At 59.9% G+C, this 19203-nt stretch carries 16 protein-coding genes; 10 read left to right on the forward strand and 6 right to left on the reverse strand.

Features of this window, described 5'->3' with window-relative positions; all coding sequences use genetic code 11:
- Positions 1-218: 218 nt before the first annotated feature.
- The 3 genes from ACYQ47_RS14750 to ACYQ47_RS14760 all read right to left on the reverse strand — a co-directional run bounded on the left by ACYQ47_RS14750 (position 219) and on the right by ACYQ47_RS14760 (position 2484).
- The gene (locus ACYQ47_RS14750) at positions 219-1142 is read right to left on the reverse strand and encodes a DNA-3-methyladenine glycosylase family protein (protein WP_459905804.1); all 924 of its coding nucleotides are present in this window, start codon (positions 1140-1142) and stop codon (positions 219-221) included.
- 107 nt (positions 1143-1249) lie between these two features.
- Entirely contained in the window at positions 1250-1618 is a 369-nt protein-coding gene (locus ACYQ47_RS14755; protein WP_459905805.1) for a hypothetical protein, read from the reverse strand.
- Positions 1619-1737: 119 nt separating this feature from the next.
- Positions 1738-2484 carry a GntR family transcriptional regulator gene (locus tag ACYQ47_RS14760; protein WP_244831257.1) on the reverse strand — a complete coding sequence of 249 codons (747 nt, stop codon included), beginning with the start codon at positions 2482-2484 and terminating at the stop codon, positions 1738-1740.
- Between the two features lie 163 nt (positions 2485-2647).
- Here ACYQ47_RS14760 and ACYQ47_RS14765 point away from each other — a divergent pair, with 163 nt between their 5' ends.
- The 5 genes from ACYQ47_RS14765 (at position 2648) to ACYQ47_RS14785 (ending at position 10639) form a co-directional block, all read left to right on the forward strand.
- The gene (locus tag ACYQ47_RS14765; protein WP_459905806.1) at positions 2648-3868 is read left to right on the forward strand and encodes a pyridoxal-phosphate-dependent aminotransferase family protein; all 1221 of its coding nucleotides are present in this window, start codon (positions 2648-2650) and stop codon (positions 3866-3868) included.
- Complete coding sequence (locus ACYQ47_RS14770) at positions 3865-4629, forward strand: 2-keto-4-pentenoate hydratase (protein WP_459905807.1); 765 nt, start codon at positions 3865-3867, stop codon at positions 4627-4629. The genes ACYQ47_RS14765 and ACYQ47_RS14770 overlap by 4 nt, the downstream gene beginning before the upstream one ends.
- Before the next feature lie 76 nt (positions 4630-4705).
- Positions 4706-7744, forward strand: a complete 3039-nt coding sequence (locus tag ACYQ47_RS14775) for an FAD-binding and (Fe-S)-binding domain-containing protein (protein ID WP_459905808.1) — start codon at positions 4706-4708, stop codon at positions 7742-7744.
- A 283-nt stretch (positions 7745-8027) separates the two neighbouring features.
- Positions 8028-9317: an MFS transporter gene (locus tag ACYQ47_RS14780; protein ID WP_250493979.1), complete on the forward strand. Its 1290-nt coding sequence runs from the start codon at positions 8028-8030 to the stop codon at positions 9315-9317.
- Positions 9318-9493: 176 nt separating this feature from the next.
- Positions 9494-10639 carry a DSD1 family PLP-dependent enzyme gene (locus tag ACYQ47_RS14785; protein ID WP_459905809.1) on the forward strand — a complete coding sequence of 382 codons (1146 nt, stop codon included), beginning with the start codon at positions 9494-9496 and terminating at the stop codon, positions 10637-10639.
- Here the strand turns inward: ACYQ47_RS14785 and ACYQ47_RS14790 are convergent.
- The 3 genes from ACYQ47_RS14790 to ACYQ47_RS14800 form a co-directional block, all read right to left on the reverse strand.
- The gene (locus ACYQ47_RS14790; RefSeq protein WP_459905810.1) at positions 10636-11646 is read right to left on the reverse strand and encodes an FUSC family protein; all 1011 of its coding nucleotides are present in this window, start codon (positions 11644-11646) and stop codon (positions 10636-10638) included. The two genes, ACYQ47_RS14785 and ACYQ47_RS14790, sit on opposite strands and share 4 nt — an antisense overlap.
- A 124-nt stretch (positions 11647-11770) precedes the next feature.
- Entirely contained in the window at positions 11771-13348 is a 1578-nt protein-coding gene (locus ACYQ47_RS14795; RefSeq protein WP_309964789.1) for a sensor domain-containing diguanylate cyclase, read from the reverse strand.
- A gap of 157 nt (positions 13349-13505) precedes the next feature.
- Complete coding sequence (locus ACYQ47_RS14800; RefSeq protein ID WP_250467937.1) at positions 13506-14381, reverse strand: FadR/GntR family transcriptional regulator; 876 nt, start codon at positions 14379-14381, stop codon at positions 13506-13508.
- A 179-nt stretch (positions 14382-14560) separates the two neighbouring features.
- On the opposite strand from ACYQ47_RS14800, the gene ACYQ47_RS14805 reads away from it, so the two are divergent.
- The 5 genes from ACYQ47_RS14805 to ACYQ47_RS14825 all read left to right on the forward strand — a co-directional run bounded on the left by ACYQ47_RS14805 (position 14561) and on the right by ACYQ47_RS14825 (position 19187).
- On the forward strand, positions 14561-15769 hold the full coding sequence (locus tag ACYQ47_RS14805) for an ABC transporter substrate-binding protein (protein ID WP_250493982.1): 1209 nt from the start codon (positions 14561-14563) through the stop codon (positions 15767-15769).
- 73 nt (positions 15770-15842) lie between these two features.
- Entirely contained in the window at positions 15843-16703 is an 861-nt protein-coding gene (locus ACYQ47_RS14810) for a branched-chain amino acid ABC transporter permease (protein WP_244831266.1), read from the forward strand.
- Between the two features lie 23 nt (positions 16704-16726).
- Positions 16727-17725, forward strand: coding sequence for a branched-chain amino acid ABC transporter permease (locus ACYQ47_RS14815; RefSeq protein WP_250510613.1), 999 nt, complete (start codon positions 16727-16729; stop codon positions 17723-17725).
- Positions 17722-18489 (forward strand): ABC transporter ATP-binding protein, encoded by a 768-nt coding sequence (locus ACYQ47_RS14820; protein ID WP_250527228.1) that lies wholly within the window; start codon positions 17722-17724, stop codon positions 18487-18489. The genes ACYQ47_RS14815 and ACYQ47_RS14820 overlap by 4 nt, the downstream gene beginning before the upstream one ends.
- A complete protein-coding gene (locus ACYQ47_RS14825) occupies positions 18489-19187 on the forward strand; it encodes an ABC transporter ATP-binding protein (protein WP_459905812.1) in 699 nt (232 codons plus the stop codon). Before ACYQ47_RS14820 ends, ACYQ47_RS14825 begins: the two co-directional genes overlap by 1 nt.
- Positions 19188-19203 lie beyond the last annotated feature (16 nt).

Raw genomic sequence — 19203 nt, forward strand, 5'->3', positions numbered from 1 at the left:
CCTTTCGGTCGAAGGCGGGTCAGTTTCTTGAATCTGGCTCGCACGCGACTCTTGCATGCAGTCGACCGTATGCATTTGCGTGGTATTCAATCGACCAAATGCGATTTTGTTCAAACCTGATGGCGTCTGATGGCTTGGCGAAATTCGGGTTCCCTGGAGCTTCGTTTGGCCGGTGGCATTGCATGCAGTCGACCGCATACATTCGTCTGGTATTCGATCTACCCGCCTCGCGCTGCCCCAGTCTCCATCGCCACTCCATTCCACAGATGTACTGCGGCATAAGCGCGCCAAGGCCGCCAACGCTCAATATGCGCCCGTTGCTGCGCGGGCTTGAGCAGGGCCGGATTGCGCCGCGCGATGGCCTGCATCAACACGAGATCGGCATCGGGCCATGCGTCTGGATCGCGTAGGGCGCGCATCGCGACATAACCGACTGTCCACGGACCGATACCCGGCAGCGCCAGCAGATCGCGCTTCAACGCATCGGCATCAGCGTCCGGTTCGTCGAGTGGCAACGCGCCTGTTGACACCGCATTCGCAAACCGCTGCACGGCTTCGACACGTTTCGTGGGCATGCCGATCTTATCCAGGTCTGCGGCGGCAAGCTCGGCGGGCGTCGGGAACCGCCAGGCAGTGGCCTCATGCGAATGCCCATCGATCATTCGTCCCGCGCGCTGCACGATTCGTCCCATGATCGTCGAAGCGCCTTTCACGCTCACTTGCTGGCCCACGATGGTTCTGACCACCAACTCGAACCCGGACCAGGCGCCCGGCACGCGTAGTCCCGGCGAGGCATCGATTAGCGGCGCCAACAACGGGTCGCGCGACAACACGCTTGCAATCCGGCGGGGATCGGCATGCAGATCGAACATACGAGCAAGCGGTTCGGCAAGTTGATCGGCATGCCGCTGCGCATCGCCGTCGACGGTCACGACAAGGCGATGTTTGTGCTCATGTGGCCTGACTTCGACGGTGCCTTCATCGCCATGCCATTCGATCGCGCGTCGATAAACGCCGCCTTCCACCGACTCGACGCCCGCCGCCGTCCGGCCGCCTATGAAGGCGAGCAGGCGAGTCCAGTCGAAGGGCCGCTTGAAGGGCAACTCGATCGTCGTCGAATTGCCGTGAGATGTAGATTGCATTCTGAATGCTGAATGATGCATGCGATTGCCGCGCAATGGATGCCGATGTTACTCCATCGCCTGGCGCCTATGTCGTTCGACCAACGTCGTGCTTCGAGAAGGCGATGTCAGGGTCGCTGTGCAATGCGCATCGTGCTTTCGCTGAGCATGCGCCGGAACTCGGTATCGTAGGCGAGAGTTTGACGCGCGCTTGCGACGAGTTGCGAGCGCCGGTCCCACTGATCGGCGCGTAGTACGCAGCGCGACAGAACATCGGTGTAGACGCGACGCATGTTCGCGTTATCGTGATCGACGGTCAGGCGGGCAATGCTGACCTTCTCATCATGCGTGAGCTGCTGCGTGAGGCAATCGACCGTTGCGCGGTCCGTATCGGCTTGCGCGACGCTCACGTCCTGATCGTCGTAATAGAGCGTTAAGCCGCCAACGACGAGCGCCGCCCCAAGCGCCAGGCATGTACCTCTTATTGTGTTCAACATGTCCCCCGATGTCAGGCTCTTCGGCCATTGGCGCGAATCGTAGCGAAGCTTGCGAGGATTCGGCCGATCGAACTGTGCGCGGGGGAACGCAGCGTTCGATGCGCTTGAGTATGGCGTTTTCAGCCAGCGTCGCCGGTGTGCGTCCGCTTCCTGGCAACCGGCGCCTTCACCGTGGTCAGCGTGCGCTCGGCGAGAACGGCATCGCGTTTGCCGAGCAGGTGATGACGAAGAATGGTCGACATGCGCCTGCCATCGCGCGTTTCCAGCGCTTCGATCATCTCTTCATGCTCTCGTATCGCGCTATCCCACTTGGGCGTCTGGAAGTTCGATCGAAAGCGCATGGCCTGCAAGCGCCGGTTGATCGACACGTAGGTTTGCCGTAGCGCCGTGTTGCGCGCGGCTTCATTGATCTTGTCGTGAATAGCCTGATTCCGGCTGTAATAGCCCGACAAATCATTGCGCGCGCGGCATTCCAGCATGACCGCGTGAAGCGCCTTGATGTCCGCGATCTCCTGCGGCGTGATTCGCTCGCAAGCCAGTTCGCCGGAGAACGCCTCCAGTCCGCTCATCAGTTCGAACATCTCGCGGATTTCGAGTTCGCTCATCTGCGAGACCGATGCACCCCTGTTCGGCGATATCTCGATCAACCCTTCCGCGGCCAGCACCTTCAGCGCTTCACGCAAGGGCGTGCGCGAAATGCCGAGCGTCTCGCAAAGCTTGCGCTCGTTTAGCTTCACGCCCGGCGCAAGCAGGCCTTCCACGATGAATTCACGCAAGTGATCCACCACCGTGTCGTGCAAACGCATGCGCTCGACCTTCTGTAGGAGCGGCGAAAGACTGGCGTCGGGCAAGTCGCGATTTTGCATTCAATACCTCGAATTCGTTTGCGGCAATTTTAACCCTAGCTCGCCGGAAAAAACGTCCAGCGGGTTATCCCTAGGCCATTTGGCCTATTTAAGCCTTTCCGCGGCCGCATCGCTGCGCTACAGTATTTTGCATGCAAAATTCAATTTAAGAGGATGCGCATCCATGCTGAAACTCGATTACCACCCCGCTGGCCGTCACTTCCTGCAGATTCCGGGACCCAGCCCGGTGCCCGATCGCATTTTGCGTGCGATGAGTTATCCGACCATCGACCATCGCGGGCCGGAGTTCGGTGCACTCGGCCTGAAGGTGCTCGATGGCATCAAGAAAATCTTTAAGACGAGCCAGCCGGTGGTGATTTATCCGGCTTCCGGCACCGGTGCATGGGAAGCGGCGCTCGCCAATACGCTCAGCCCCGGCGACACGGTCCTCATGTACGAAACCGGCCACTTCGCGACCCTATGGCAAAAGATGGCGGTCAACCTTGGACTGAAGCCGGAGTTTCTGGGCTTGCCCGGCATCGAGGGCTGGCGCCGCGGCGTGCAGGCCGACATGATCGAAGCGCGCCTTGCCGAAGACAAGCAGCGCACGATCAAGGCGGTATGCGTCGTTCACAACGAGACGTCCACGGGCGTGACCTCGGACATCGCGGCGGTGCGGCGCGCCATCGACGCGACTGGCCACCCGGCGCTTCTGATGGTCGACACGATCTCCGGTCTCGCATCCGCCGACTATCGTCATGACGAATGGGGCGTGGACGTGACCGTGTCCGGCTCGCAGAAGGGCTTGATGCTGCCGCCGGGAATCAGCTTCAACGCGGTGTCGCAGAAGGCGATCGAGGCATCGAAAGAGGCGAAGCTGCCGCGTGCTTTCTGGGACTGGAAAGAGATCATCGAAATGAACAAGCAGGGCTACTGGCCCTACACGCCGAACACCAACTTGTTGTACGGCCTGTCCGAAGCGCTCGACATGATTCTCGGCGAAGGGCTCGACAACGTGTTCGCGCGCCATCAGCGGCTCGCGGCCGCCTGCCGTGCGGCAGTCACCGCGTGGGGGCTCGAAATCCAGTGCGCGGATTCGTCCGTGTATTCGCCGGTGCTGACCGGTGTGATGACGCCCGAAGGTGTCGATGCGGATGCGGTACGCAAGCTCATCTACGAGCACTTCGATATGTCGCTGGGCACGGGTCTCGGCAAGGTGAAGGGCCGCATGTTCCGCATCGGGCATCTGGGCGATTGCAACGATCTCACGTTGATGGCCGCGCTCACCGGCTGCGAGATGGGACTGAAGCTCGCGGGCATCAAACTCGAAGGGAGCGGCGTGGCCGCGGCGATGGACTATCTGACGAGCCACGTCGCGAAACCCGAACTCAAGGAGGCGGCATGAGCGCGGCCTTCGACGCCGACGCGCTCGCGCGGCTCTTCGTGGAAGCGCGTGCGCATCGCGCGAAGCTCGAAGCATTGCCGGAAGACGCGCGGCCATCGAACGCGGAAGAAGCCTACGCCGCGCAAAAGGCGACTTTGCATGCACTCGGCGCGAGCGTCGGCGGGTGGAAGGTCGGCGCGAAGACGCCCGATGGTCCGATCCAGGCGGCGTTGCTCCCGGCCGATGGCGTGCATGCCTCGGGCGCGCGGCTATCGATGTCGGCTTTCGGACGAGCAGGGCTCGAACTCGAAGTGGCTTTTGTATTCAATCGCGCATTCGAGGCAGGCAGCGGACCGTATAGCGATACCGACATCATCGACGCGATCGGTTCCGTGCATGCGGCGATCGAAGTGGTGGCGAGTCGCTTCGCTGCGTGGCCAGAGGTCGAGAAGCCGTGGCAACTCGCGGATCTGCAGAATCACGGCGCGCTACTCGTCGGCGCGGGCGTGCCTTACGACGAAGCGTTCCCGTTCGTCGCCCCGGCGATGAGCTTCGAATTCGACGGCAAGCCGCTCTTTGAAGGCCCACCGGCGAACCCGGCGGGCGATCCGCGTCGTCTGCTTGCGTGGACGGTCAATCACGCGGTCTCGCATGGCGTCGCGTTCGCCGCGGGCACGGTGATCACGGCGGGCTCTTACACCGGACTTGCCTTCCCGGATGGGGCGGGCCACGCCGTGGGCTGGATCGACGGCCTGCCTACCGTCGAATTGCATTTCGAATAATGCATGCGGTGTGCCGGCATAAAGCATTCAGCATGTAAAAGCCCATGCAGGCCTCCCGCACTAACCGATAGCGACGATGCTCAATACACCCACAGACCGACTCGTCAAGCCGATCCATCTGATGCCAGCGTCCGCGCGCGCCGATCGCGCAGCGGCGCCGACCCCTTTGCAGATGCGTCTGCAACGCGAGCTGAAGGGTGATGTGCTGTTCGATCGCGCGTCGCGCGGACGCTATGCAACCGACGCGTCGATCTATCAGATCATGCCGCAAGGTGTGGTCGTGCCGAGGGATCAGGAAGACTTGCGGCTTGCTTTGGAGATCGCGTGCGAGGCAAAGGCAAGCCTGCTCGCGCGCGGCGCCGGGACGAGTCAGTGCGGTCAGACGATAGGCGAGGCGCTCGTCATCGACACGAGCAAGTGGCTCAACAACATCGTGCACTTCGACAAGGACGCTCGAACGGTGACAGTCGAGCCGGGCGTCGTGCTCGATCACCTGAATGCATGGCTCAAGCCGCATGGCTTGTGGTTTCCTGTCGATGTCTCGACGAGCGCGCAATGCACGATCGGTGGCATGGCGGGCAATAACTCGTGCGGTTCGCGCTCCATGGCATACGGCATCATGGTGCATAACGTGCTCGCCATCGACGCGATTCTTGCTGACGGATACGAGGGCAGCTTCGGTAAGCTCTCGGCAATGAAGTTCGATGCACGCATGCGTGAGCTCGTAGAAGGCGTGCGCGACGTTGCATTGCGCGAACGCGATGAAATGCGTGAACGCATACCCAAGGTTCTGCGCCGCGTGGCTGGTTATAACCTCGATCTGTTCGATTGCCAAAGCCCGTTGCCCTTCAGCGAAGACGGCGAGCCGAATCTGGCGAACCTGCTGGTGGGATCGGAAGGCACGCTTGCCTTTAGCCGGCAACTTACGTTGAAGCTCGCGCCTTTGCCCGAGCACAAGACGCTTGGCGTGGTGAACTTTCCGAGCTTCTACGATGCAATGGAGATGACGCAACACATCGTCAAGCTCGGACCTGTTGCCGTGGAACTGGTCGATCGCACCATGATCGATCTAGCAATGTCGAATCAGGCGTTTCGCCCTGTCATCGAAAAGGCGCTGGTGGGTGAGCCGGAAGCAGTCTTGCTGGTCGAGTTCGCGGGCGCCGATCGCGCTGAACAAGTGACGAAACTTGCAAGCCTTGTCGATCTGATGAGCGATCTCGGCCTGCCCGATTCGGTCGTGCAGATGCCCGACGCCGGCCCGCAGAAAGCGCTGTGGGAAGTGCGTAAGGCCGGCCTCAACATCATGATGAGCATGAAGGGCGATGGCAAGCCCGTGTCCTTTATCGAAGACTGCGCGGTGCCGCTCGAACATCTGGCGCAATACACGAGCCGTCTTACCGATGTCTTCAGAAAGCATGGCACCGAAGGCACTTGGTATGCCCACGCGAGCGTCGGCACGTTGCATGTGCGTCCGATCCTCGATATGCGTCGCGATGGCGGATCAAAGATGCGAGCTATCGCCGAAGAAGCCGCTGCGATGGTGCGCGAATACAAAGGCGCATTCTCGGGCGAGCACGGCGATGGACTATGCCGTGGTGAATGGGTTGCGTGGCAATATGGGCCGCGCATCAACGAGGCGTTTCGCGAGATCAAGCAGCTCTTCGATCGGGACAATCGCCTGAGCCCGGACCGAATCGTGGCGCCCCCGAAAATGGACGATACGGTGAATTTCCGCTTTCCGCCGTCGTATCGTGAACGTGCATTCGATCCGCAACTCGACTGGTCGGCTTGGAACGTGACGCGTGATCCGTTGACAGGCCTGGAAGGTGCGCCGGGCTCTGGCAATGATCTTTCGAACGGATTGGCCAAGGCAGTCGAGATGTGCAACAACAATGGCCATTGCCGCAAGTTCGATGCGGGAACCATGTGCCCGAGCTATCGCATTACGAAAGACGAGCAACATGTCACGCGTGGACGTGCCAACACTTTGCGTCTCGCGCTCTCGGGACAATTGGGTGAAGAGGGTCTTGCGAGTCAGGACGTGAAGGACGTGCTCGATCTGTGCGTGTCGTGCAAGGGCTGCAAACGCGATTGTCCGACAGGCGTCGATATGGCGCGCATCAAGATCGAAGCGCGTGCTGCGCGCACCGCACGTCACGGTGTGAGCGTGCGTGAACGTCTTGTCGCTTATCTGCCGCGTTATGCGCCCTATGCGAGCCGCTGGCCGTTCATGAGCGGCGCTATCGAAGCGCGTATGCCGGTCTTGGCGCGCTGGCTAAAGACAAAACTCGGCCTGGCGCCGCAACGCGCATTTCCCCGTTTTGAAAAAGCCTTTCTGTCGGATGCGTCGACGACAATAGTTGCAAATGCAACTAAGGAGGTTTTGCTCTTCGTCGATACCTTCAACAACTACATGGAGCCGGCCAATGCGCGTGCCGCACAGCGCGTGCTCGAGGCGGCGGGCTACACGGTTCATCTCAATACGAAAGCGGGAGAACGGCCGTTGTGTTGCGGACGGACGTTTCTCTCCGCCGGGCTCGTCGACGAAGCCAAGACTGAAGCACGGCGCACGCTCGATACGCTTCTGCCATATGTCGAACGCGGCGTGGCAATTGTCGGCCTCGAGCCTTCGTGTCTTCTGTCGCTGCGCGACGAGTTCCTCGGCTACGGCTACGGCGATGCCGCGCGCAAGCTCGCGGGGGCATCCTTTCTCTTCGAGGAATTTTTGGTTCGCGAGCGCGTTGCGGGACGACTCGATATCGACCTCAAGCCGCTAGATCACAGTCGCGCGTTGCTGCATGGCCATTGCCATCAAAAGGCATTCGATGCCGTGCGTCCGGTCGAAACCGTGCTCAAGTGGATTCCCGGTCTGGAAGTGAAGACGATCGAATCGTCATGCTGCGGCATGGCGGGCAGCTTCGGTTACGAAGCGGAGCATTACGAAGCCTCGCAGGCGATGGCGGAACTGTCGCTGCTGCCGGCGGTACGCAAGGCAAGAGATGCACGCGATGCCGTGATCGTCGCGGATGGCACGAGCTGCCGTCATCAGATCGCGGATGGTGCACAGACCGAAGCGTTGCACGTGGCGCGGGTGCTTGCCAATGCGCTTGCATGAGGTCGCCTGAGCCCGCAAAACGACGTGCATATGAGTTGAACCATCGACAACATGACAACGGGCCATCGACGACCCGCGAAAGGAGACACGCAATGACAACGCCGCGCAAGCCACGCATCCGACGGTTCCATGACCGCACGGAATAACACGCTCATGGCGTATCCGTTCGCCATCGATCGAAGCAGTTCATAGACGTACCGAGATCAGATTTGCAGGCCACGTTCAAGGGCATCTGGCATCGTGCCACACGCCTCGGACACGCTCGCCACTACTCAAGGAGACGATGATGTTCCGTCGAGCCACCACACGCGTGCTGTTGCTGCTATGCGCGATGTATTTCATCACCTATATCGACCGTGTCAATGTAAGCACCGCGGCAAGCCAGTTCGGCGCCGAACTGGGCTTGTCGCACACGCAGGTAGGCTTCGTGTTTTCGGCATTCGCCTATCCGTATCTCGTGTTTCAGATCATCGGCGGATGGGTGGGCGACCGCTTCGGTCCGCGCCGCACGCTCACGCTCTGCGCGATCATCTGGGCGGGAGCGACAGTGCTCACCGGCTTGTCCGGCGGCTTTCTTTCGCTGATCGTCGCGCGCGTGCTGCTCGGCCTCGGCGAAGGCGCGACCTTTCCCACCGCAACGCGTGCCATGTCCAACTGGATGCCGGCCGATCAGCGCGGGTTTGCACAAGGTATTACGCATGCAGCATCACGCATTGGTAATGCAGTCGCGCCGCCGTTGATCGTGTGGCTCATGGTCGCGACCAGCTGGCGCGGCGCGTTCATCATCACGGGGATCATCAGCTTCATCTGGGCGCTCGTGTGGGTCTTCTACTTCCGCGATAATCCGCGCGATCATCCGCGTATCACCGAAGGGGAGTGTGCGACGCTTTCGAGCTATTCCGGCGTGAAACAGCGCTCGCCGGTGCCGTGGCGCATTCTGCTCGGCCGCATGGCACCCGTGACCGCCGTCTACTTTTGCTATGGCTGGGTGCTCTGGCTCTTCCTTGGCTGGATTCCGCAATACTTCCTGCACAGCTATCACATGCAACTCGGCAAGTCGGCGCTATTCGCGTCAGGCGTGTTCTTCGCGGGCGTGCTGGGCGACTGGCTCGGCGGCTCTCTCACGGACCGTATCCTTCGCAAGAGCGGCAACGTGCGCATGGCTCGTAACGTGATGGTCGGCGTCTGCATGCTGCTCACGCTTCTTTCGCTTGCGCCGATCATGCTTGTGTCCGACATCTCTATCACGCTTGCCGCGGTCTGCCTCTCGGCCGGCTTCTTCTTCAATGAGATGACGATCGGTCCAATGTGGTCCGTGCCAATGGACATCGCGCCGAAGCACTCGGGAACGGCATCCGGCATTATGAATTCAGGTTCGGCGCTCGCGGCGATCATCAGTCCGGTGGTGGGTGGCTGGCTGATCGACCGCACCGGCAACTGGAATCTGCCGTTCACCGTGTCGATGATTCTGATGGCGGCGGGCATCATCCTCTCGTTCACGATGCGTCCGGACCGAGCGCTCGAAGTCGACGAGGAGAAGCCGGACACAACACCGGCGCGAAAGTACGTTTGAGCGCGCCGGGCCGACCTTGTAAGTGAAACCTGGTGCCGTGCGCATTCACGGTGGCCGGGTTTCGCGTTTGCATGTTTCGAAGCGGCAGAAGGCGGGTGCCTACTGCTTGCATGCAATATGCAAAGCACCGTCGGGCGCTATCATGCATTTTGTCTACCAATCCGACCGATCACCGCATGACGTTCGCTCCTCCTCCCGCTGCCCGTCCGGGCGATACACTCGACGCCGTTGCCACGCCGTCGTTGCTTCTCGACCTGGATGCTTTCGACGTCAATCTCGCCGCCATGGCGGCGTTTGCGAAACAGAAGGGTGTCGCGCTCCGACCGCATGCGAAGGCGCATAAATCGAGCGTCATTGCCCGCAAGCAGATCGAGGCGGGTGCCGTTGGCGTATGCTGCCAGAAGCTCTCCGAGGCTTATCCCTTCGCGGCGGCGGGCGTTCGAAGCATTCATATCAGCAACGAATTCGTGGGCGCCGACAAACTGGCGATGGCAGTGGAACTCGCCGCGCATGTACGGCTTTCCGTTTGCGTCGACGCGTTGCCGCAAGTCGCAACGCTCGGCGATGCCGCCGCACGCGCGGGCGTCGAGATCGACGTGCTGCCGGAAGTCGATGCAGGCCAGCATCGGTGCGGCGTCACCAATGAAGATGCCCTTCTCGCGCTCATCGACGTGATTCATGCGCAAGCCGCGCTGTGCTTCACTGGCATTCAGGCATACCACGGCGGCGCTCAGCACATTGTGCAGTGGAGCGCCCGCAAGGAAGAAGCGCAGCGCGCCGCCGAGCGCACGGCAGCCTATGTTCATGCCATCGAAGCGCGCGGAATCGCATGCGGCATCGTGACCGGCGGAGGCACCGGTACAGTCGAGTTCGACGCGGCCAGCGGCGTCTATACCGAAGTGCAGCCCGGTTCCTACCTCTTCATCGACGGAGATTATGGGCGCCTCGATTGGGACGGCGCACTTCGCTGGCGGCATGCATTATTCATTTTGTCGACCATCATGAGCGCGACGCGGCCCGGCATGGCTGTCTGCGATGTCGGCCTGAAGGGGCTGGCGGTCGATTCCGGCTTACCGCGCAGCGTGCGTTGGTTGCATGCATCGGACGATGCACCCGCTTTGGCATACACATCGGCCAACGACGAGCACGGCATGCTGGAAGCCGGCACGACTGTGAACATAAGCGATGCTATCGGCGCGCGTCTGCTTCTGCCGCCCGGCCATTGCGATCCCACCGTGAACCTCTACGATCAATACGTGTGCTATCGCGGTGATCGCGTCGTCGACCTGTGGCCGGTGGATGCCCGCGGTCTTTCGCGCTAAGCCGGCGCGGACGGCGCGGCGGGATAGATGGCCGAGATCAACGCATCGACATCCGACACGATCAGCTTGATGACGAATTGCGCGACATCGTGCGAGCCTTCGCTTCTCATGCACGCGTCCTTCAGCGATTCCAACGTTGCACGCACGTGGTCGAGTTCGGCGTCATCCCGATGCACGTTGCCGAGCACTTGCGCGAGCTTGTCGAAGAGGGTCTGCAGCGCGGCAGCGCTTTCTTGCAGATGATCGCTTCGTGCCGCTTGCGGGTCACGCGAGACTGCCTTGGCGAGAAAGAGGGTGTCGCTGTGCAGTCGCCGCAGAAAGGGCGCGGCCTTGTCGATGGCATCCGCGCGGCGGCTTTGCAGGGGCACGATGATGTGCTCGCGCTCCGCTTCCTCGAGGGCATCGTCGAGCGCTTGCTGCGCCTGAGCGCTCTTCTTTTCGAGCTGCGCCGCTCGGGCTTCATGGTCGTCTGCGTCGTCGGAGAGATGCAAGGCGACTAACTGGCCAAGACACTTCAGCGTGTCGGCCACGCAGCGATGCGCGGTCGTAAGCGAGCGGTTCGGCAAGATAGCCGCGACGATGAACGCGGACGCCGCGCCGATGAGAATCTCCAGCACGCGATGCAGCGGCCGCTGAAACAAGGGCCCGCCGCCTGTCGGAATCAGCACGACAATGACAAGCGTGATGCATGCAAGCCGCAACGCGGGCCGCGCCGCAGCAAGCGCGGCGAGCGGCACGAGTTCGATCGCGAATACGGCGAGCGGCGCGGCGCCATACTGGATGGCGATGAGCCCGATCACCCCCGCCACCGCGCCGATGCAAGCGCCGACGATCTGATCGCGCGCGGCTCCCAGCGCCTGCGTGAGGCTGGGCTGAGTGACCACGACGAGCGTGGTGATGAGCGCCCAATAACCTTCGGGAAGCGCGATAAGTTTTGCGGCGCCGTAACTTATCGCGCAGCCCAGGAGCGTACGTGCAAGCCGGCGCCCCTCGGGGACGCTGAACATGCCGCGAGGTCCGCGACGGATGAAGGTCAACGCGTTCATGCGGTCCCTGGACGACGATATTTTGTATGCATTATGCCAATGGAGCGCGACTGGTCGATTGATCTCGAGAGACGATTCGAGGGCGTCAGCCGCCGCCCGCTGCGCTATTTTCGTGGACAGCCCGGTTCCGGCCTGCGCGCTTCGCACGGTAGAGCGCCGCATCCGCGTTGTTCAGCAACTTGAGCGCGTCATCGCTATGGCGCGGATGGGCCGTCGCGCAGCCAATGCTCACGGTAAGGAAGCCTCTCGGCGAACCGCTGTTCGGAATCTCGAGCGCTTCGACCATCATCCGCAGACGTTCAGCAAAGGTCACCGCGCCTTCCTCCGCTGCTGAAGGCAGCACGATCACGAATTCCTCACCGCCGTAGCGCGCGACGATATCGCCCGGTCGCTTGACTGAATGCTGTATGCAATCCGCCACGGCGACGAGCGCATCGTCGCCCATCGCATGACCGTAGGTGTCGTTGTAGAGCTTGAAGTGGTCGACATCGACGAACAATGCCGAAAGCGGCTGATCCGCGCGCCGCGCACGTCGCCATTCCTCGTCGAGACGGCGATCCAGCGCACGCCGGTTAGCGAGACCGGTGAGTGAATCGGTCCCTGCGAGCCTTTGCAACTTTTCCTGAGCGATGGCCCGCGAACGCAGCGAGATTGCAAGCAGCCACGAAAGAACGATGAAGCCAGCGCCGAACATGAGAGTCAGGCCGCCGATCATCGTGCTGCGTTCGCGCCAGCCTTGAAGTACATCATCTTCCGCAGGCGCGACCGCTGCGATGAGTTGCGTGCCCGGCACATGCGCAAAGGTATAGATGCGGCGCACGCCGTCTAGGGGCGAAGTCGAAATATAAGAGCCGTTGAGTTGATCCGTCATCGACGAAAAGGTAGGCGAGCGAACCACGGTGCTGGAGGCGCCAGCGGGCAAGGGAGGCTTGCGGGCAAGCATCAGGCCGTCTGGCTGCACGATGAAAACGGAGCCCGCTCGGCCGACATTGACGCGCGAGAGTAATGCCTTGAGATAGTCGATATTGAGCGCGATCACCGCCACGCCCGCAAACGAGCCATCCGGTGCGTTAATGCGGCGGCTTAGCGCGAGCGAATATGCGCCGTTGCGCAAGCGCGATTGATACGGCTTTGAAATATAGAGCCCGACGTCGGCTCTTGCTGCGTGCGCCGTGAAATAGTCGCGGTCTTTAAAGCGCAATTCGTTAGGAACGGATGCATCGCGCTCGACTACGATACGTCCTTGCCCGTCCATCACGAATGCGCCGCCTATGTAATTCGTTGCGGTTGCGCCATCGAATAGGACGAGCTTGCGCAAGTCGTCGGACAAGGCCATCACGGCCGGATTTTCCATTCCACTTACGATGGTGCGCAACGAAAGATCGATGGATTCGATGTTGCGTGAAATATCGGCAGTGAGCGTCGCGACAACATTGGCGGACGCCTCATGTGCGTTCTGCAACGCCTGCGCACGGCCTTGCCAAAGCGCGGCAAAGGAAAGCACCGCCATAGAAATAGCGATAGCCGTGCCGATCAGGCCGGCAAGCAATGGAAAGCGCGAGAAGGCATCTGCCACGCGCATCGTGGCGCTGCTATTGCGTCGGACTAGCCGACGCCGGACCACACGGCCCGTTTTGCGCACGACGTCGAATCTCGGGGACATTCATCTCTCCGCGTGAGACACGCTTCGCTCAGGCGACGCCATTAGCACGACGCTGCAAGCGTGAAACTTTCGAAAACCCCACAAAAACAGGGTTCAAATACGCGCTTGGAGAGCGGCGCGCTCGTCAACAGGATTGTAATCGGAAGAAGAAATTCGCTTAAGCTTTACCGCCGCGCTTAATGACGCGCTTGCGAATCTCTGAATCGAGTATGAGCCTGCCGCGAATTTTGCCCTTCATGCGTTTGACGTAGCGCGGCGCTTCCGTCATGTGTATCACCATCAGTTCGCGTACTTTTTCAGCGTCGCGCGCACGTGCTGCTTCGGTGATGGCCTTGTGAATCTTGACGTTTGCACGGCCGAAACGTTCGTGCTCCGCTTGCGGTGTATCGTTTCGAAATTCGATCAGTTGCCGGATCATCTCGTTGATCAGCTCGCAGCTAAACCGCAAGAACGGATTGGGATTGGCCGCAGCGAGAATGTCGTGGAAATTCACGTCTTCCTGACGTTGCCTGACAATATCCCGGCTCTCGTGCGCGCAAGCGGGTTCGTCGCAACTCGCTATATTTTCTTCGAGCGCGGCCAAATCCTCTTCCGTCAAATGCGGCACTGCCCCTGCAGCAAGTTCGGGTTCGAGTAACTGACGCACCGTATAGATGTCGTCGATGCTTACGTCCTTAAAGAACAAATAATTTTGCAAGAGCTGAAGGGTTCTATCTAGCGGCACTTCAACGATGGTGCCGCCGCCCGAAGGACCGGTCGTGACCTTGATAAGCCCTTGCACTTCCAGAGACTTGAGCGCTTCGCGAATCGTGCTCTTGCTAACGGAAAACAACTGCTGCAACTCGACTTCGCGCGGCAGCTTGTCGCCCGGCTTGAGATCTTTTTCCGTAATGAGCCGTTTGATTTCCTCAGCGACGAGGTCTGCGCGCTTGGGCTGCTTGATGGGCTTGGCAAGCGGCTGCCTTGAGACTTCCTGTTGAGTCGGGTCGACTCCGGCCGCCGCGCTGGCGCGCTTAGCACGGTCCATCACCATATCGATGCTCCTTTACACACCCCGGAATATTGCCTTATTGACACCCGAATTTATTGTACCTAGCATCGGATTCGTTCTATTTATCATGATAAATAGGATGAAGCTAAACCGACGCATGAACGTACCACAAAAAAAACGCAAGGTGGCCGCGCAGGTCTTCTTCTCAAGGAGCGTCAATTTTGAATCGCCGAAATATGTTGAAGCTGGCCGCGCTGTCGGCCGTTCCCGGATCGTTTGAGGCGCTCATGTCGCGCAGCGCGCTCGCTCAAGGTTCGCCGATTCAGTTTGCCTGCCCGGTGCCGATGTCCGGACCCTTTGCGGCAAACGGCAAATACGCCGATCTCGGCATGAAGCTCGCGATCGAACAGTATGGCAAGGTGCTCGGTCAGCCGCTCGCATATACCACGCTCGATACCGAAGGCAAGCCCGCGACCGCGGTGCGTCGCGTTCAGGAAATAGCCCAACAGAAAAACGCGCGCTATTTTGCAGGCGGCATTCTTTCGTCCGAAGCGCTTGCAATGGGTAAGGAAGTGGAGAAGGCCGGCGGCGTTTTCATCACTACGGCGGGCGCCGACGAGCTCACGGGGAAAGACTGCAATAGCGCGACGTTTCGGTGGTCGGTGCCGACCTTCGGCGCAATAGAGCAGACGGTTCGACCGCTCATTCAGACGTTCCCCAAGGCCAAGCGTTGGTACACCATCACGCCACAATACGTCTTTGGCGATGGTCTTTTATCCGCTGCTAAAGCCATCTTCAAGGAAAAGGGCATCGAGCATGTGGGCAACAGCTATCACTCGCTAAACGAAAAAGAATTCAGCGGATATCTGACCAACGCTGTCGCGGCCAAGCCGGACGTCCTGCTTATTCTGAACTTTGGCTCACAGTCGTCGGATACGTTGCGACAAGCCGTGAGCTTCGGCATGAAGAACAACTGCACGATTCTCATGGCCTGGGCGTCCGGTCTGGAGCAGTTCGAAGCGCTGGGTCCGGACATCTGCGAAGGGGTGTATTTCGGCGCGCAGTACTGGCACGCAATTGATTCCCCGCTCAATCAGGATCTCGTCAAGCGCGCCAATGCGGCCTTCAAGGCGAACCCGAACTACAGTCTTGCGGGATCGTATATCTGTACCAAGATTTTGCTGGACGGCATCGTGAAGGCAGGTACGGCAGACCCCAAGAAAGTCATCGCGACGCTGGAAGGAATGAAGTATTCAGGTCTGACGGGCCCTGAGGAAATCCGCGCAGGCGACCATCAGGTGCTCAAGAATTATTATTTGCTCAAGGGTAAGCCAAAGAGCAAGATGAAAGACAAGGACGACTACGCCGATATCGTCAGTTCAGGACAATCGTTCCTTCCGCTCGACAAGACGCAATGCAAGATGGCTTGACAATGCTTAGGCACAAGCTGGAAGCGAATGCGCCTGAAGCGCGTTCGCGCCGTTTCTCTTTTGAGCCAAGGCCATGAACGTTTATCTGTTGCAGGTCGTGAACGGCATCGGCGTGGGGATGCTGTATTTTCTGCTTGCGGTCGGCTTGTCGATCGTATTCGGGCTCCTGCGCTTCGTGAATTTCGCGCACGGCGCGTTCTACCTTCTTGGTGCGTATTTTTGCTATCAGGCGATGCAGTGGTCAATGAGCTTCTGGATGGCGCTCATCGTCGTGCCGGTTGTAGTAGGCGTGCTTGCGTGGATAGTAGAAAAGATCGTATTGCGGCACGTCTATGCGCAGCAGCACGAGTTTCATATTCTCGCGACAGTGGGCCTCGCACTCGTGCTGCAGGAGTGCGCAATCATCCTATGGGGACCGCTCGGCGACAACGTAGCGGTGCCGGATGTGCTGAATGGCGTCGTGATCTGGGGCAGCTTCGTCTATCCGAAATACCGCCTGTTCGTGATCGGATTCACGGCTGTGCTCGCGGCCATTCTCTGGTGGGTACTCGAAGGCACGCGGCTCGGTAGCGCCGTTCGCGCGGGCAGTGAATCCAGCGAGATGGTGTCCTTGCTCGGTATCAATGTGACGCGCGTCTTCAGTCTCGTGTTCGCGCTCGGCGCGGGCACGGCAGCGCTTGCAGGCGTCCTCGCCGCACCCATACGCGGCGTCGATCCATTCATGGGTATCGAAGCTTTGGGCGTGGCCTTCGTGGTTGTCGTGGTGGGCGGCATGGGTAATTTCCTTGGCGCGCTTGTTGGCGGCTTGTTGGTCGGTATTGTCCAAAGCGTGATGAGCACGTTATGGCCCGAAGGCGCGCGGCTCATGATCTATGTCGCGATGGCCGCTGTCCTATTGCTGCGTCCGAATGGATTGCTCGGGAGGGCAGTGTGATTTCCAAACAGGATTCGAACGCGCTGGACGTCGACGCGCCGCAAAGCTCGTCGCCCCGGCAAGCGCTTCATCGCTATCGCTTCTTGCTCCTTGCCTTATTGGTCGTTTGCATATTGCCCATGACGATACGTTCGGGTTCGCTTGCGACCGAAGTACTTGTCTACGCGCTTGCGGCCTTGGGGTGCAATCTGCTCCTGGGACACACAGGGTTGCTCTCTTTTGGACAAGGCATTTTCTTTGGACTAGGCAGCTATAGCGCGGGTCTCATCCTGACGAAATTCGGTCTACAGGCTCCCGTCGCCTTATTAGGGGCGGTGCTTGCCGGAGCGGTTGCCGCAGCCATCGTCGGATGGTTTTCCATCCGTCAGCGCGGTGCCTATTTCGTGATGTTGACGCTCGCATTCGGCCAGATGTTTTACTTTCTCGCCTACACGACGCCCGATCTAACTGGCGGTGACAACGGTCTTCTCGATATCCCCCGTCCCGCTTTGTCCATCTTCGGCAAGACGCTCTTTTCGATAACCTCACCCTGGCAGTATTACGCGTTCGTGGCGGTGCTTTTCTTGCTCGCATTCTGGCTGATGATGCGTGTCTCGCATTCGATATTCGGTCGCACATTGCTGGCTATTCGCGACAATGAAGCCCGAGCGGCCGCGGTCGGGTACGACGTCAGGCGCTTCAAGCTCGCGGCCTTTGTCATCTCCGGTGCGGTCACGGGTTTGGCGGGCGCGTTGCACGCCATGATGACCGGTATCGCGCCGCTGTCTAACATCGACTATCACACGAGCGAGATGATTCTCGTGATGACGGTGATTGGCGGTACGGGAAATCTGTTTTCATCGGTCCTCGGTGCGGCCTTCTATGTGCTGTTCGCTGATTGGTTGAGCACGCTTTGGCCGCGCTGGCTGCTCCTGCTTGGGCTCGTGTTGATCGCTGTAAGTCTTTTCATGCAGCGTGGCTTGTGGGGCCTTGGCGAACGCGTCTGGCGCGCCGTCAGGCGCAATCAGGGAGAGGCAACATGAGCACGGCCCTTCTCGAAGCGAGGAATGTCGTCAAGCGCTATGGGAAATTCGCCGCCTTGACCGAGGTGAACTTGCGTATAGCGAGCCATACGGTCCATTCGGTCATCGGTCCGAATGGCGCGGGCAAGACAACGCTGTTCCACGTGCTCACGGGCACCGTGCCCATCACGGCGGGCAATATCACGTTCGACGGACACGATGTCACACATGAGCCCGATCATCGGCGCGTGAAGCGTGGCATCGCGCGATCGTTCCAGGTAACGAGTCTCTTCGCCAATCTGACCGTGCGCGAGAATCTTCGCCTCGCGGCGCAAGGCGTGGACGCAAAGCGCGCGCTCAATGCGTGGACGCCGCCGCGTGGTGCGCTTGAGCATCGCGAGACAGTGGATGCCGTGCTTGAACGCCTTTCTTTGCAACGTTTCGCGTCGACGTTCGCAAGCGCGCTTTCGCATGGTCAGCAGCGGCGACTTGAAGTAGGCATGGCGCTCGCGGCTCGTCCCAAGGCAATTTTTCTCGATGAGCCGACTTCCGGGATGGGAATCGACGATCTCGACGACATGAAGCAACTGATCCGCAGTTTGCGCGACGACTATACCGTCGTTCTCATCGAGCACAACATGGATATCGTGATGGATATCTCCGACACGATCACGGTCATGCAGCAGGGGCGTGTCCTGGTTGAAGGCAAGCCTGCCGATATTCGCGGCGACGAGCGCGTGCGTACCGCATATCTCGGCAACATGATTACCGGAGGCCGTGCCTGATGCTCGAAGCACAGAATATCCACGGATACTATGGGAAAAGTCACGTCTTGCAAGGCGTGACGCTTAGTGTTCGGGACGGTGAGACTGTCACTTTGCTTGGCCGCAATGGCGCGGGAAAGTCGACGACGTTAAAGAGTATTGCCGGCGTCGTAACCCCGCAACAGGGCAGTGTGAAATTCAAAGGCATTGATGTAGCGAAAATGCAGCCGCACAAGATTGCCGCGCGCGGGATATGTTTTGTTCCGGAGCATCGCGGTATCTTCAAGCTGCTTTCAGTGGAAGAGAATCTTCGTCTTGGCGCCCGTAAGCAATCGCCTTGGCAGTTGACGGACATCTATCGCATCTTTCCTCGTCTGAAGGAACGCCGCACGAATGGCGGTGGTCAACTGTCGGGTGGTGAGCAGCAGATGCTGGCGATCGGCCGTGCGCTCATGAATCATCCGCGGCTTCTGATGCTCGATGAACCCGTGGAAGGCCTTGCCCCCGTGATCGTCGAAGAGATCGTGGCGCAACTCAAGCTGATTCGGGAAGCGGGCGTGGCAATCCTGCTGGTCGAACAGAATCTCGAGGTCTGTACTCAGCTTGCGGATCGACATTACATCATCGAGCAAGGCCATATCGTGTACGAAGCCAGCAACGACGTCTTCATTACCGACGACTCCGTTAAGGACCGCTATCTAGGAGTAGGCGTCGTTTGAGTGCATCGAAGGCTGA

The sequence above is a fragment of the Caballeronia sp. HLA56 genome, from assembly GCF_054655155.1.